20 protein-coding genes are annotated in these 15,046 nt (G+C 30.7%); all 20 read left to right on the top strand.

The window, feature by feature from the left end; genetic code table 11:
• Positions 1–2,022 carry a chemotaxis protein CheA gene (locus tag INR60_RS14695; protein ID WP_194192252.1) on the top strand — a complete coding sequence of 674 codons (2,022 nt, stop codon included), beginning with the start codon at positions 1–3 and terminating at the stop codon, positions 2,020–2,022.
• A gap of 22 nt (positions 2,023–2,044) precedes the next feature.
• Complete coding sequence (locus INR60_RS14690) at positions 2,045–2,644, top strand: chemotaxis protein CheC (RefSeq protein ID WP_194192251.1); 600 nt, start codon at positions 2,045–2,047, stop codon at positions 2,642–2,644.
• Between the two features lie 28 nt (positions 2,645–2,672).
• Positions 2,673–3,032, top strand: coding sequence for a response regulator (locus INR60_RS14685; RefSeq protein WP_194192250.1), 360 nt, complete (start codon positions 2,673–2,675; stop codon positions 3,030–3,032).
• A gap of 28 nt (positions 3,033–3,060) precedes the next feature.
• A complete protein-coding gene (locus tag INR60_RS14680; protein ID WP_194192249.1) occupies positions 3,061–3,456 on the top strand; it encodes a chemotaxis protein CheW in 396 nt (131 codons plus the stop codon).
• A 20-nt stretch (positions 3,457–3,476) separates the two neighbouring features.
• Positions 3,477–4,472 carry a flagellar motor switch protein FliM gene (gene fliM / locus INR60_RS14675; RefSeq protein WP_194192248.1) on the top strand — a complete coding sequence of 332 codons (996 nt, stop codon included), beginning with the start codon at positions 3,477–3,479 and terminating at the stop codon, positions 4,470–4,472.
• Entirely contained in the window at positions 4,465–5,625 is a 1,161-nt protein-coding gene (gene fliY / locus INR60_RS14670; RefSeq protein ID WP_194192247.1) for a flagellar motor switch phosphatase FliY, read from the top strand. Before fliM ends, fliY begins: the two co-directional genes overlap by 8 nt.
• A 110-nt stretch (positions 5,626–5,735) precedes the next feature.
• Positions 5,736–6,011 carry a flagellar biosynthesis anti-sigma factor FlgM gene (flgM, locus tag INR60_RS14665; protein WP_194192246.1) on the top strand — a complete coding sequence of 92 codons (276 nt, stop codon included), beginning with the start codon at positions 5,736–5,738 and terminating at the stop codon, positions 6,009–6,011.
• Positions 6,012–6,013: 2 nt separating this feature from the next.
• Positions 6,014–6,424 (top strand): flagellar protein FlgN, encoded by a 411-nt coding sequence (locus tag INR60_RS14660; protein WP_194192245.1) that lies wholly within the window; start codon positions 6,014–6,016, stop codon positions 6,422–6,424.
• A gap of 4 nt (positions 6,425–6,428) precedes the next feature.
• Entirely contained in the window at positions 6,429–8,252 is a 1,824-nt protein-coding gene (flgK, locus tag INR60_RS14655) for a flagellar hook-associated protein FlgK (protein ID WP_194192244.1), read from the top strand.
• Between the two features lie 14 nt (positions 8,253–8,266).
• Positions 8,267–9,262 (top strand): flagellar hook-associated protein FlgL, encoded by a 996-nt coding sequence (gene flgL, locus INR60_RS14650; protein WP_194192243.1) that lies wholly within the window; start codon positions 8,267–8,269, stop codon positions 9,260–9,262.
• Positions 9,263–9,274: 12 nt separating this feature from the next.
• Positions 9,275–9,700, top strand: coding sequence for a flagellar assembly protein FliW (gene fliW / locus INR60_RS14645; protein WP_194192242.1), 426 nt, complete (start codon positions 9,275–9,277; stop codon positions 9,698–9,700).
• A gap of 2 nt (positions 9,701–9,702) precedes the next feature.
• On the top strand, positions 9,703–9,918 hold the full coding sequence (csrA, locus tag INR60_RS14640) for a carbon storage regulator CsrA (protein ID WP_194192241.1): 216 nt from the start codon (positions 9,703–9,705) through the stop codon (positions 9,916–9,918).
• 9 nt (positions 9,919–9,927) lie between these two features.
• Positions 9,928–10,281 carry a flagellar protein FlaG gene (locus tag INR60_RS14635; RefSeq protein WP_194192240.1) on the top strand — a complete coding sequence of 118 codons (354 nt, stop codon included), beginning with the start codon at positions 9,928–9,930 and terminating at the stop codon, positions 10,279–10,281.
• Positions 10,282–10,284: 3 nt separating this feature from the next.
• Positions 10,285–10,548, top strand: a complete 264-nt coding sequence (locus INR60_RS14630) for a hypothetical protein (protein WP_194192239.1) — start codon at positions 10,285–10,287, stop codon at positions 10,546–10,548.
• Positions 10,549–10,553: 5 nt separating this feature from the next.
• The gene (gene fliS, locus INR60_RS14625; RefSeq protein ID WP_194192238.1) at positions 10,554–10,937 is read left to right on the top strand and encodes a flagellar export chaperone FliS; all 384 of its coding nucleotides are present in this window, start codon (positions 10,554–10,556) and stop codon (positions 10,935–10,937) included.
• A 12-nt stretch (positions 10,938–10,949) separates the two neighbouring features.
• Complete coding sequence (gene fliD, locus INR60_RS14620; protein ID WP_194192237.1) at positions 10,950–12,392, top strand: flagellar filament capping protein FliD; 1,443 nt, start codon at positions 10,950–10,952, stop codon at positions 12,390–12,392.
• The gene (locus INR60_RS14615; RefSeq protein ID WP_194192236.1) at positions 12,392–12,721 is read left to right on the top strand and encodes a nucleoside/nucleotide kinase family protein; all 330 of its coding nucleotides are present in this window, start codon (positions 12,392–12,394) and stop codon (positions 12,719–12,721) included. The genes fliD and INR60_RS14615 overlap by 1 nt, the downstream gene beginning before the upstream one ends.
• Before the next feature lie 205 nt (positions 12,722–12,926).
• The gene (locus INR60_RS14610; RefSeq protein ID WP_194192235.1) at positions 12,927–13,736 is read left to right on the top strand and encodes a flagellin N-terminal helical domain-containing protein; all 810 of its coding nucleotides are present in this window, start codon (positions 12,927–12,929) and stop codon (positions 13,734–13,736) included.
• Between the two features lie 154 nt (positions 13,737–13,890).
• Positions 13,891–14,706 (top strand): flagellin N-terminal helical domain-containing protein, encoded by an 816-nt coding sequence (locus INR60_RS14605; RefSeq protein ID WP_194192234.1) that lies wholly within the window; start codon positions 13,891–13,893, stop codon positions 14,704–14,706.
• Positions 14,707–14,867: 161 nt separating this feature from the next.
• Positions 14,868–15,046 (top strand): flagellin N-terminal helical domain-containing protein (locus INR60_RS14600; protein ID WP_476578651.1); only part of this gene is annotated, 179 nt, incomplete at its 3' end.

The following is a 15,046-nucleotide window of genomic DNA, read 5'->3' as shown; positions in this document are numbered from 1 at the left end:
ATGGATACATCACAATATATGACTATGTTTTTAGAAGAGTCTATGGACAACCTTCAAACTTTAAACGAGTCATTATTAGACCTAGAAAAAGATCCAGATGATGTAGATAAACTTAATCAGATTTTCAGAGTTGCACACACTATAAAAGGTATGGCAGCAACAATGGGATTTAACGATATAGCAGAATTGACACATAAAATGGAAGATGTTTTATCTGAATTTAGAGAAGGTAAAGTAAAGGTAACACAAAAAGTTGTAACTATACTATTTGATTGCTTAGATACTTTAGAGAGAATGGTTAATTCTATTGAAGAAGGAACTGATGAGCAAATTGACGTAAAGCCAATAATTGATGCTTTACATAGCATAAATGGTTCAGAAGAAGAAGTGGTAGAAACTTTAAAAGAAGATTCTAAAGAAGTAGTTAAAGAGTCAAATGAAGATTTAATTGAATTAAATGAATATGATATATCAGTTATAAAAGAAGCCAAAGAAAAAGGCTTTAATGCAGTTGATGTAAAAATAACTTTAAGTCAAAATACTTTATTAAAATCTGCTAGAGCATTTTTAATCGTTAAAGATTTAGAAGAAAAGGGTGAAATAATTAAATCTAACCCATCTACAGAAGAAATAGAAAACGAAGAATTTGATTTTACACTTCAATTCTTAATATTGACTACAAATGGTGAAGATGAGATAAATGACTTAGTAAAAGGCATATCAGAAGTTGAATCAGTTGTTGTTAATTTAAGAGGATTAACTGAAGAACTAGAATCTTTAGATGAAAAAGAAGAAGTAAAAGAAGAAGAGGCTAAAATAGAGCCAAAAGAAATAGAAAAAAAAGAGCCAGAGATAAAGAAATCTCCGCAAAAGAAAAAGGAAAAGCCTAAAAAAGCTCATCAATCAGTTAGGGTTGATTTAGAAAGAATTGATAACCTTATGAATATGGTATCAGAGCTTGTAATTTATAGAACTAGACTTGAACAAATAGTTATTGATAATAAATCTACTGAACTAAATGAAACTTTAGAACAAGTAGGTAGAACTACATCAGACCTTCAAGATTTAGTTATGAAAATAAGGATGCTTCCTTTAGATGTAGTATTTAATAGATTCCCAAGAATGATAAGAGATGTATCTGTTGAACTTGGCAAAGAAATAAACTTTGTAGTTGAAGGTGCAGATACAGAACTTGATAGAACTGTAATAGATGAAATAGGGGAACCTTTAATACATTTACTTAGAAATGCAGCTGACCATGGTATAGAGTCAACAGAAGATAGAATTAAGGCAGGTAAAAATCCTGTAGGTACTATAAAGCTTACAGCATATCAAGAGGGAACTAAAGCTTTAATTAAAGTTGTTGATGATGGTGCAGGGATAAATGTTGAAAGAGTAAGAGCAAAAGCTGAGAAAAATGGTATCAATACTGAAGGAATGTCAGAAAATGATATTAAAAATCTTATATTTGCTCAAGGCTTTAGTACAAATGAAGTAGTAACAGATATTTCTGGAAGAGGAGTTGGAATGGATGTTGTTAAAACAAAAATTGCATCTCTTGGAGGAAGTGTTGAACTAGTTTCAGAAGAAGGAAAAGGTTCAGTATTTACTATAAGACTTCCATTAACTCTTCAAATTATTCAAGCGCTCCTTGTAAAGATAGGTGAAGAGACGTTTGCAATCTCACTTGGATTTATAGATAGAGTTATAAGTTACAATGAGGAATCAATTAAAAAAACAAATGGAAAAGAAGTTATCGTATATAGAGATAATGTAATTCCACTTGTTAGATTAAATAATAGATTAAATATAGAAAGTGCCCCAAACGATAAAAAGTTTGTTATAATAGTTAACGTAGGCGATAAGACGTTTGGTTTACTAGTTGATTCACTAGTTGGACAACAAGAAATAGTAATTAAGCCTTTAGGAAAAACGCTTAAAAATATGAGGGAATATATTGGAGCTACAATTCTTGGAAATGGACTAGTTACATTAATACTTGATGTAGGTGCTCTATATTAGTACCGCCTAGGAGGGGGAACACATGGAAGCAATGAATTATACTCCACTGCAAATGGATGCTTTAAGAGAAGTTTCAAACATAGGAGCTGGTAATGCAGCAACTTCAATATCTATGATGTTAAATAAAAAGATAGATATGACAGTTCCAGCAGTAAATATCTTAGCTTTTGAAGAACTTTATGAAGTAACTAGTGATGAAGCGGTATTTGGAGTAATAGTTAGAGTAATTGGAGATATCCCAGGCAATGTCTTAATCGTAATAGATAGAGAAGTTGCTTTTGATATGATAAAAGCCATGACTGGCATTGAAACAGAGGAGATAAATGAACTTGGAGCTTCAGTTTTATGTGAGTATGGTAACATAATTTCAGCTGGTTATTTAAATTCAATAGCTGAGTTTACAAGACTTAGCATACAACCATCTGTACCTGCTATGGCATTTGATATGATAAGTGCCATACTTTGCACAAGCTTCGTTGAAGCTGGGCAACACGATGAATATATCTTAGATATAGAAACAATTTTTAAAGGTGAAGATAATAAAGATTTAGGTGTTCACTTTTACTATATACCAGCACCGGGTTCATTAGACAGAATATTAAAGTCAATAGGTGTAAATTAATATTTAAAATTTTGGAGGTATTTATATTATGGCAAAAGTATTAGTTGTTGATGACGCAGCATTTATGAGAATGATGATAAAGGACATATTAGAAAAGAACGACTTCGAGGTTGTTGGTGAAGCGAGCAATGGTTTAATTGCAGTAGATTTATATAAAAAAGAAAACCCAGATATAGTTACAATGGATATAACTATGCCAGACATGGATGGAATTGAAGCTGTTAAAAAGATAAAGGAATTTGATCCTAATGCAAAAATAATCATGTGCTCAGCTATGGGACAACAATCAATGGTTATGGACGCAATAAGAGCGGGAGCTAAAGACTTTATAGTAAAGCCTTTCCAAGCTGATAGAGTTATAGAAGCTGTTAAAAAAGTATTAGGTTAATATAATAAAAGCTTAGGAGGTGCAAACTATGCAAATAGTAGTATTCAAATTAGGAGATGAGCATTTCGCTGTAGAGACAGAAAAGGTTCAAGGTATAAATGACATCATGGGAATAACTAAGGTTCCAAATGCACCAAGCCACATTAAAGGATTAATTAACTTAAGAGGAAGTATAAAATCTTTAGTTGATATAAACTTACTATTAAATATTCACTCAAGTGATGAACAAGAAAATGTAATAATTATATCAGTTGATGGAGAAGAAGTTGGAATATCTGTAGATAGAGTAGAAGAAGTACTTTATATAGATGAAAAAGAGGTCCAACCGGTTGGTGATGAAAAGCAAGAAAGCTACATTAAAGGAATCATAAAGCATGAAGATAATCTATTAACTATAATAGATATTGAAAAGCTATTAAATTAATAAAGAAATGAGGGGACAATATGTCAGATGTTTTATCGCAAAATGAGATAGATGCCCTATTATCTGCATTATCATCTGGTGAAATAGAGCCAGAGCAAGTGACAGAAGAAGAGGAAAAGCAAAAGGTAAAAGCCTATGACTTTAGAAGTCCTCAAAAATTCTCTAAAGAGCATATTAGAACACTTGAACTTGTTCATGACAACTTTGCAAGAGTTGTATCTAATTATTTAACTGCTCAACTTAGAAAGAATGTTAAAATGAGGATTGAAACTGTTGAGCAGGTTACATACGATGAATTCATACATTCAATTCAAAACCCTACGATGATGACAGTTTTTAAATTGCCGCCGCTTAGTGGAACTATTTTATTTGAATGTAATCCACAGTTTTCTTTTGCAATAATTGATATGCTTCTTGGCGGTAGCGGAGATCGTGTTAAGGTAAATAAGGAATTTACTGATATTGATAAAAACATAATGTTAAATATGACAACTGGAATGCTTTCAAATCTTAAGCTTGCTTGGGAAGATATTTTAAAGGTTGAACCTGAAATAGAAGCTCTTGAAACAAATCCAGCAGTTAACCAAACACTAGCACCAAACGAGCCAGTAGCATTAATAACATTTTCAGTAGAGATAGGTAAGCTTGCAACATTTATAAATATGTGTATCCCTTATCTATCAATTGAAAAAATATTAGATAAATTAGTAGTTCAATACTGGTTTAACAGTGATGATGATGGTAGAGATGAAGAGGTAGAAGCTAAGTTAAGAAGAGAAGTTGAAAAAGTTGATGTAGATGTAGAAGTTGAACTTGGAGAGGCTACATTAACTATCAATGACTTCTTAAAATTAGGAAATGGTGATGTAATAAGGTTAGATGACAAATCTTCAAGCCCTATAACGGTTTATGTAGAAGGAGAGAGCTGTTTCTACGCGAAGCCTGGAACAATTGGCAAAAATAAGGGTGTCTCTATCCTAGATATAATAGATAAGGATGTGGACAATTATGAGTAATGGATTTCTGTCTCAAGAAGAAATAGATTCACTATTAAATGGTGGGGACGATAGTAGTGCAGAAGCTTCAAATGCTAATTCAAAGGATGATGGCTTAACTGAAGTAGAAAAAGATTTACTAGGTGAAATAGGTAATATTTCAATGGGATCTGCATCTACTGCACTTTATCAAATAATAAATCAAAAAGTAAATATAACTACTCCTGTTGTATCTATAACTAACTTAAAAGACATAAAAGAATCATTTGAAACTCCAAATGTAGTTCTAGATGTTGAGTATGTAAGTGGTATAGTAGGAAGAAACCTATTAGTTATAAAAACTGATGATGCAGCTGTTATTGCAAACTTAATGATGGGTGGAGATGGAAAAATTACATCTCACGAATTATCAGAAATAGAACTTAGTGCTGTAAGTGAAGCTATGAATCAAATGATAGGCTCATCAGCTACATCGATGGCGACAATGTTTGCAAGAGAAGTTAATATAAGTCCACCTATATCTAAGATATGGAGTAATAAAGATGAGATATTAACAGATAAAATAGCTGAGGATGAAACTATAGTTCAAGTTTCATTTAGAATGACTATAGGAGATTTAGTAGATAGTAATATAATGCAAGTTCTTCCGCTTCCAACAGCTAAAAAGATCGCATCAATTATGATGGGAACAGAGGAAAAAGAAGAGGAGCAAAAGGTTTCAGAAACTAAAGAGGTTAAAGAAGAGCCAAAAGTTCAAACTGTTAAAGAAGAAGTTAAAGCTAAAGAAATAGCAAATAACGTAGAGCAAGTTGAATATAGTTATGAGGAGCCGGTTATGCAAAGAAGAGTTGAACCTGTAGAGGTAAGCACAGCTAACTTCGAACCTTTAGCGCCTTCTAATAATGTTTCAGGAAACAGAAATATGGATTTAATTATGGATGTTCCTTTAAATGTATCTGTTGTTTTAGGTAGAACTAAAAAGAGCATAAGAGATATATTATCACTTGGAACAGGTTCATTAATTGAATTAGAAACTTTAGCAGAAGAGCCAGTTGAAGTTTTAGTAAATGGTAAAAAGATAGCATACGGTGAAGTTGTAGTTGTTGATGAAAATTTTGGTGTTAGAATAACAAGTATAATTTCTGGTGCAGATAGAATAAAATCATTAAAATAATTTATAATAAAGAGTAGGGAATTTCCCTACTTCTTTTATATTTAAGGCTAAATATTTATTTTAAGAGTACGATAATATAAGTAATCAATGATAACACGGAGGGGTTAAAGATGAAAATTGGTGGAATGAAAGTTCAAAACCTTTATAATAATTACAATAATAATAAGGTTAAAGACGATCAAAACGTAAGTAAAAACAAAATCAAGGACAGAATAGAAATCTCAAATGAGGCTAAAAAACTTAGTAATTTTGATAATTCAAAGAGCCTGGACAACTCTAAGAGAATCGAAGAACTAAAAAAAATGATTAAAGATGGAACTTATAAGGTTGATGCTAAACTTACTGCAGAAAGTATGATGAAATTTATTAATGAAAATAGGAGATAATTATGATTAATGAACTAATTGAAATCCTAAAAAAAGAAGATGAAGCGCTAAATAAGCTTTTGAAGTTACTAGATAAGCAATTTACACTTATTATGGAAAAGGACACATTTAAGTTAGATGCTATAGTAACTGAAATTCAATTATGCAATAAAGAAGTGGCTGAAGCTGAAGTTGAAAGAAGAAAATTAACTGGAAAGGCAAGTATGAGTAATATCATAGAAAATGCCTCTTCAGATGAATTAGATAATAGTTTTAGAAAAATTAAAAAAACTATAGAAGCAATCAAGCTTCAAAAAGACACTAATGAAATGCTAATAAAACAGGAGCTTGGATTCACAACAAGGATGTTAAGTATGCTGACTCCTAAAAAAGAGGCAAAGACGTATAGTTCATATGGTACGATTAGGAGGTAGTTAAATGACAGGATTATTTGGAAGTTTTAATATTGCAAAAAGAGGAATAGGTGTTGCTCAAAGTACAATAGATGTAACTTCTCATAATATCACAAATGCAAATACACCAGGATATTCAAGGCAGAGGGCAAAAATTGAAACAACTAGGCCTTATGGTGGGAATGGAAAGTTTGATACTGTAGTTCCAGGACAAGTTGGAACAGGGGCGCAAGTTCAAGCTATAGAAAGAATTAGAGATAATTTCTTAGATTATCAAGTTAGAGGTGAGACGAGTTCGCTTGGTAAGTATGATGTAAGAAGTAAGTACTTAAGCGAAATAGAAAGTATTTATAACGAACCATCAGATACTGGTATATCAACTTTGATTGGTAAGTTTTTTGACTCTTTTCAAGAGTTATCAAAACAACCTCAAAGTTCAAATGCTAGAACAGTAGTAGCTCAGCAAACTTTAGCTTTAACTGATGCATTAAACCATACATACTCTAAGCTTGAGGATTTACAAAAGAATGTAAAATTAAACTTAAAGAATAATGTAACTGAAGTTAATAGTTATTTAGATCAAATAAATCAATTAAACAAAGAAATAATTCAAGTAAGTTCATCTGGAATGACTCCAAATGACTTAATGGATAAAAGAGATACGTTATTAGATGAATTAAGTTATAAGTTTAATATAAAAATAAATAAATCAGATTTTAATGGGATAGATGTAGCACCAACAGATGCTAATGGAATGAAATATCCAAACCTTGTAAACTCAGCTCCAGATGGAGAGGTTTCAAGACTATCATTTATATCTGAGATTAAAGCAGATCCAAAAAACCCAGGAGTTCATGTTATTACTTATTATAAAAAGGGTGATACAAGTAGTTCAAGTAGCGTTCAAACCTTAAGGGTAAGCGGTTTATCAGACGAACAAGTTGAAGGACTTGAAGCTAGTAGAATACTTTGGGGAGACGGCTCTGGACAAGCTGTTAAAGGTGATGGATACCCAATCGGAGATGGTGACTTAGTAGATGCAACTCAACTTATGGTATTTGCACCAACTCAAGGGGAAATTTCAGGAAATGTATCTGTACAAAAAGATATAAATAGATATATGGATGAATTAAATAGTTTAGCAAAGTCTATAGCATTTTCTGTAAATGCAGTTCATAGTGGATTAGACACTGCAAATGCAGGAACAGGTAATCCAAATAAAGATTATATGCCTTTCTTTGTTAATAAAGATGTTGCATCATATAATTCAAGCCATATATTAAATAATTTAGATGATACTTTAAATAATGAAAATGAAATTACAGCTAAAAATATTACAATAAATGAAGAAATATTAAATGATGTAATGAAAATAAAAACAAAAACTCATGATTCAAACTACGCTTATACTAGTCAAAATACAGATGATGGTGAAACAGATGGTGCTAGAGCACTTGCAATTGCATCACTTAGAGATAGAATGATTAGAATCCAAGATTTTGGAACTAAAATAAATTCTAGAGAAGATATGTTTAAACAATCTAACGGTGGATCAACATTTGATAGATTAAATATTGGAGATGCTACAAGTGGTATGACAATGGATTCATATTTTAAAGATTCTATAGATAGACTTGGAGTTCAATCACAAGAAGCTCAAAGGATGGTTAAAAACCAGGAAGATCTTTTAGGGAATTTAGAACAAAGTAGAGATTCTGTCTCAGGCGTTTCTTTAGATGAAGAGATGGCAAACCTTATTCAATATCAACATGCATATAGTGCTAATGCAAAAGTTATATCAACTTTAGATCAGCTTTTAGATGTTGTTATTAATGGACTTATAAGATAGGAGGAGTTTAAATTATGAGAATTACAAATAAAATGATGTCAAACAATTATTTAAGAGATATGGGAAAAAACTTAAATAATTTAAATAGATTAAATGGTCAATTAAGTAGTGGTAAAGAAATTAGAAAGCCATCAGATGACCCATTTAGAGTTGCAAGGTCTATGCAACTACACACAGATGTAAATACAAACGTTCAATACAATGATAATATAAATGATACTATAAATTGGCTTGATGCAACAGATACTGCATTAAACCAATTAACTAATGTAATGCAAAGAACTAGAGAACTTATGGTATCATCAGGTAATGCAGCTTACGGACCAGATGAAAAGAAAGCTATAAATGATGAAATAAATCAACAAGTGGAACAAGTAGCACAAATATTAAACACTAACTTTGATGGTAGATATATATTTGGTGGAACAAGAGGAACAGCAAAGCCAATAGGAACAACTGAAAATCCTTTAACTAATAATAGCGAGCTTGTATTCCTTGGAAGAGATGGAAGTCCTCTTATAACTGATGGAACTGACCAAAATGCAAATGCAGAGTTGAATATGATAGAGGGAAATTTAAATGTTGAAATTTCACAAGGTGTTGTAGTTAACTATAATGTCAATGCAATGCAAATATTAAACTTTAGAGGTAAAGACGGAAAAGATCAAAACTTTATGGATTTAATGAAGGATATAACAAATAACCTTCAATCAACAAATCCAGATGAAGCATCTAAAGTTACTAAGGAAAATTTAACATCGATGGATTCAATGATTCAAAACTTAATGAAAGTTAGGGGAGAAGTTGGGGCAAAACAAAATAGAATGGAAGCTGCACTTCAAAAAAATGAATCAGAGAATTTAAATATGAAAGAAATACTTTCAAAAACAGAAGATATAGATTTTACACAAAAAACTATGGAATATTCAATGGCAGAAACAGTTTATACAGCAGCGCTTCAAACTAGTGCAAAAGTATTACCGCAGACACTAATGGATTACATTAGATAGGAGGAAAAGTTTATGGAGTTAGTTTCAAAGATACATGGAACTATGGAATACAATTCAAAAGATATTATAACATTTAAAAAAGGTATTCCAGGATTTCAAGAATACAAAAAATACGTTTTATTAGATTTAGAAGGAAATGAACCTTTTAAAATATTACATTCTCTAGAAAATGATGAGTTAGCATTTGTTGTTATATCACCATTTGAAGTTAAAAAAGAATACGAAATTGAATTAAAAGAGGATATAAAAGAATCTCTTAATTTAAAATCTTATGAAGATGTATTGATACTTACTACTGTAACTTTAAATTCAAAGGTTCAAAATATAACTACAAACCTTTGTGCACCATTAATTATAAATATAAATGAAAATATTGGTGAGCAAATTATACTAGATAACAACAAGTATAAAATAAAGCAGCCTTTATTGGAGGTATAATTATGTTAGTGGTTTCAAGAAAGAAAGGTGAATCAATCCTTATTGGAGATGATATAGAAATATTAGTTTCAAAACTAGATGATGGTTCTGTAAAACTTGCTATAGACGCTCCAAAAAGCGTAAGTATATTAAGAAAAGAATTATATAAAGAAGTTAAAGATGAAAATAAAAATGCAACAAAAATAGATTTAGACTTATTAAAAAATCTTAAAAAATAGGGTGATTAGATGGATATAAATTTACTAGCTAACGGAATTAAAGGACTAGAAGTTTATGCAGATGATAAAAAAATAGAGCCTATTAAAGAAACAGATTTAAGTCACAAAAAAGAAAATCTACAAAAAGATGATGAACTTAGGAAAAAGGAACTACAAAAATCAGTTTCTAAGCTAAATAAACTACTAAATAAAGAACATGCAAGAGCTGAATATAAAGTTCATGATAAATTTGGTGACATAATGGTAAAAATAGTTAATACAGATACTAAGGAGGTACTTTTAGAAGTACCTCCTAAGAAAATACTAGATTTAGTTGCAAAGCTTTGCGAGCTAGCTGGTGTAGTGTTTGATAAGAAGGCTTAGATTATGTTAAATAGGATAAACAAGATAGATGATGATGCTAGACGAAAAATTATAGAAAAAACTAAAGATGGAAAAGTTCACAAAGTAAAAAAGGCAGAACTTACAACTGAATTTACTAAAAATATAAAAATTCAAAATAATGCTATAGAAGTTAAAAGGCGCTATGTAACAATAGATTGCGAAAAAAACAATGAAATGGACGTAGATGCTTTAATGGAAGTAAAAGATAAAGAAGTTTTAGGCTTTATCTTAGATAAGAGGAGGTAAATTATATGTACGGACAAAATGCATATAATACTTATAAAAATAACAGTGTAAATTATGCATCTAAAGAACAATTATTATTAATGTTAGTAGATGGAGCAGTTAAATTTTCAAAAATAGCTAGACAAGCTATATTAGATAATAATGTTCAAAAAGCTCATGAAAACTTAATGAAAACTCAAGACATTTTTACAGAACTTATGGTAAGTCTTGATGTAAGTGCAGGTGATTGGGCTAAAAATATGATGGCTATATATGCATTTATTAAAGAGGGGCTAGTGGAAGCTAACTTTAAAAAAGACGTAAAAGAGTTAGATAAAGTTATTCCTTTAATAGAGGATATAAGAAACACTTGGTACGAAGCTGAAAAGAAAGCAAGAAGTGTTAGATAGGAGAGTGTAATTATGAGAATACCAGGGTTAGCAACAGGTATGGATACAGATTCAATGGTAAAGGAAATGATGAAACCTTACCAAATGAAAGTTGATAGAGTAAAGCAAGACAATTTAAGAATTAAATATCAACAAGACCTTTATAGAGATGTATTAAAGCAATCTCAAGATTTTTATAATAAATATTTTAGTATAAGCAGTAAAGATTCACTTATGAGTTCATCTAACTGGCAAACAGTAGGATTTACTTCAAGTAATGATAATGCTGTTACAGCAACTGGATCAGCAGGGTCTCAAGTTGAAAACTATAGTGTAAAAGTTAACAGTGTGGCTACAAGTGCTACAGCTATACTAGAAGAGGGTCATTTATATGATGGGCCTATTGAAATACAAATGGATGGAAAAACTATAACGGTACCTGTTAAAGATTATGCTACTGGGGCCAATAGATCAGAAAGTGAAATTATTGATGATTTAAATAAGCAATTCAAGGATAACAAAATAGATTTAAAGGTTTCAAAATCAGATTTTTATAATGGTTTAGAATTTAAAACGAGTAAAACGGGTGCTAATGCTAGTTTTAAAATAAATGGAACAGAAGCAAAGGGAACTAATGCAAATGTTGAAATTACAAAAAATGGTGTAACAAAGGAGTTCAAGGACTTAGAATCTAACACGCTTACTTTAGATGGGATTAAATTTGATTTTCATGATGTAACAACTGATGCTGTTAGGCTTACTGGTAAAAATGATGTTACTAAAACTAAGGATTTAATTGTTAATTTCGTAAATGATTATAATAAGCTTATAGAAAATATGAATAAGCAATTACTTACTAAGCACGATAAAAGTTATACGCCTTTAACTGATGAACAAAGAAAAGATATGTCAGAAGATCAACAAAAGCTTTGGGATAAAAAAGCTAAAGAAGGTCTTTTAAAAGGTGATATGAATCTTGATAGAATAAATGACAAATTAAAAGGTATAATGAGAACTAACTTTGGGGGGATGAACCTTGAAAAAATAGGTATAATTCCTGTTAATAACTATGGTGAGCAAAACGGGATGTTTACTATAGATGAGTTTAAATTAGAAGAAGCTTTAGAAAAGAATCCAGGAGAAGTTAAAGATTTATTCTTAAGACAACCAGTAGATGATAAAGACCCATCAACTGGAGGAATATTAGCTAAGATGAAGGATACTTTATATAATGAAACTGTTTCTGTTTCAGCTCCATTAATGAAAAAAGCTGGAATGGAGGGTTCTGTAACTGCTTTTAATAATGAATTAACAACTACAATGGAGAAAAAGCAAAAGATAATAGCAGAAATGGAAAGAGACTTAGCAACTAGAGAAAATAACTATTATCTACAGTTCTCAAGACTTGAAACTCAAATGAATAAATTAAATAGTCAAAATGCTTACCTTATGGCACAACTTGGCGGTGGTAAGTAGTGGAACTTAGAGAACTATTAGAAAAATATAATAACTGTACTCTTAAGGCTATGGAATTTATAAAAGAAGATAAAGATATTGAAGAATTTGTAATATCACGTGAAAATCTTCTTGAAAATTTTAAATGTTTAGAATTCGATAAAGAAGAAGGTTTAAAGATAGCAAATGAATTAAATATCTTTAAAAATGATGAAAAGTTAAATAAGATGATAATTGATAAAAAAATAGAGATTAAAAATGAAATCGAACTTATTAAAAAAAGAAGACTAGCTAGGCAAAATTATGGTAATTTTGCAAGTAAGCCTGTTTATTTTAATAAGAAAATATAATTATAAGCTATCCTTTAGGGATAGCTTATTTTATTTGTATCATAAAACTATAAGGAAATTTAGATATTATTAAATTTTTCCTTATTTATAAATCAAATTAATAAAAATAGAAAAAAGAGTAAAGTGAAAAGATAAAATGACGATAATATAAAGGAAAATAAAGATGAACAAGGAAGTTCAGTTTAAAATCAAGGAGGAATTTATTATGATAATCAATCACAATATGAATGCTATGAACGCAAACAGACAAATGGGAGTAAACTCATTTAAACAAACTAAAGCTATGGAAAAATTAAGCTCAGGTTTAAGAATTAACAGAGCTGGAGATGACGCAGCTGGTCTTTCAATCTCAGAAAAAATGAGAGGACAAATCAGAGGATTAGAGCAAGGTTCAAGAAACTCACAAGATGGTATTTCTTTAATTCAAACTGCAGAAGGAGCTACAAACGAAACTCATTCAATTCTACAAAGAATGAGAGAACTTGCAGTTCAATCTTCAAACGGAACTAATATTTCAGAAGATAGATCTCAAATACAAAAAGAGTTCACTCAATTAAAAGATGAAATAACAAGAATTGGAGATCAAACTCAATTCAACAAACAAAATCTTTTAAAATCAGCTAAGGATGTTACTTTCCAAGTTGGAGCAAACTCAGGACAAACTATATCAATTAGTTTAAAAGATATGAGAACTAGTGCTTTAGGATTAAAAGATGCTACAGTTTCAAGCCAAACAGGAGCTTCAAGTGCTATAACTAACATAGATACAGCTATCCAAACTGTATCAGGATTCAGAGCAGATTTAGGATCAGTTCAAAATAGATTAGAATCTTCAATAAGATCAACTAATAACACAGCTGAAAACTTACAAGCTGCAGAATCAAGAATCAGAGACGTTGATATGGCTAAAGAAATGATGGAATTCTCAAAAGATAACATCTTAGCACAAGCAGCGCAAGCAATGCTAGCACAAGCTAACCAACAACCTCAAGCAGTATTACAATTATTAAGATAATTTAATAATATTTAGGCACATCTTTTGGTGTGCCTTTTTTATGAACAATATGTTAAATAAGAAAAAAACTATAAAGTAATTACAAAAAGTATGCGATTATTAAATAGATATTTGAACAAGGAAGTTCAAATTTAAAATCAAGGAGGAATTTATTATGATAATTAATCACAATATGAATGCTATGAACGCAAACAGACAAATGGGAGTAAACTCATTTAAACAATCAAAAGCTATGGAAAAATTAAGCTCAGGTTTAAGAATCAACAGAGCTGGAGATGACGCAGCAGGGTTATCAATCTCAGAAAAAATGAGAGGACAAATCAGAGGGTTAGAGCAAGGTTCAAGAAACTCACAAGATGGTATTTCTTTAATCCAAACTGCTGAAGGTGCTACAAACGAAACTCACTCAATTCTACAAAGAATGAGAGAACTTGCAGTTCAATCTTCAAACGGAACTAACATTAAAGAAGATAGAGACCAAATTAATAAAGAGTTCACTCAATTACAAGCTGAGATAACAAGAATTGGAGATCAAACTCAATTCAACAAACAAAGTCTTATTAAATCATCAAAAAGCGTTAGCTTCCAAGTTGGAGCAAACTCAGGACAAACTATAAAAATAAAATTACAAGACATGAGAGCTACTGCATTAAGTATTGATGCAAGTAAAGCAAGTGTTGGAACTCAAACAGCTGCACAAAAAGCTATAACAAGCTTAGATACAGCTATCCAATCAGTTTCAGGATTCAGAGCAGACCTAGGATCAGTTCAAAACAGATTAGAGTCTTCAATAAGATCAACTAATAACACAGCTGAAAACTTACAAGCTGCAGAATCAAGAATCAGAGACGTTGATATGGCTAAAGAAATGATGGAATTCTCAAAAGATAACATCCTTTCACAAGCAGCACAAGCAATGCTAGCACAAGCTAACCAACAACCTCAAGCAGTATTACAATTATTAAGATAATTTTTAAAGCATGTCTAATATTAGACATGCTTTTTTTTATTTTCATTATGAATTAATTGTTAATAATTATTAACTAACATAAAGATAAGAAAAAACAATGCGATTATTAAAGTAAGAATTTGAACAAGGAAGTTCAGTTTAAAATCAAGGAGGAATTTATTATGATAATTAATCACAATATGAATGCTATGAACGCAAACAGACAAATGGGAGTAAACTCATTTAAACAATCAAAAGCTATGGAAAAATTAAGCTCAGGTTTAAGAATCAACAGAGCTGGAGATGACGCAGCAGGGTTATCAATCTCAGAAAAAATGAGAGGACAAATCAGAGGGTTAGA

Origin of the sequence: Clostridium chrysemydis (assembly GCF_015234215.1) — a bacterium.
GTDB lineage: Bacteria > Bacillota > Clostridia > Clostridiales > Clostridiaceae > Clostridium > Clostridium chrysemydis.
The sequence above is the reverse complement of the archived record's forward strand: the minus strand, read 5'-3'. Positions and strand labels throughout refer to the sequence as shown.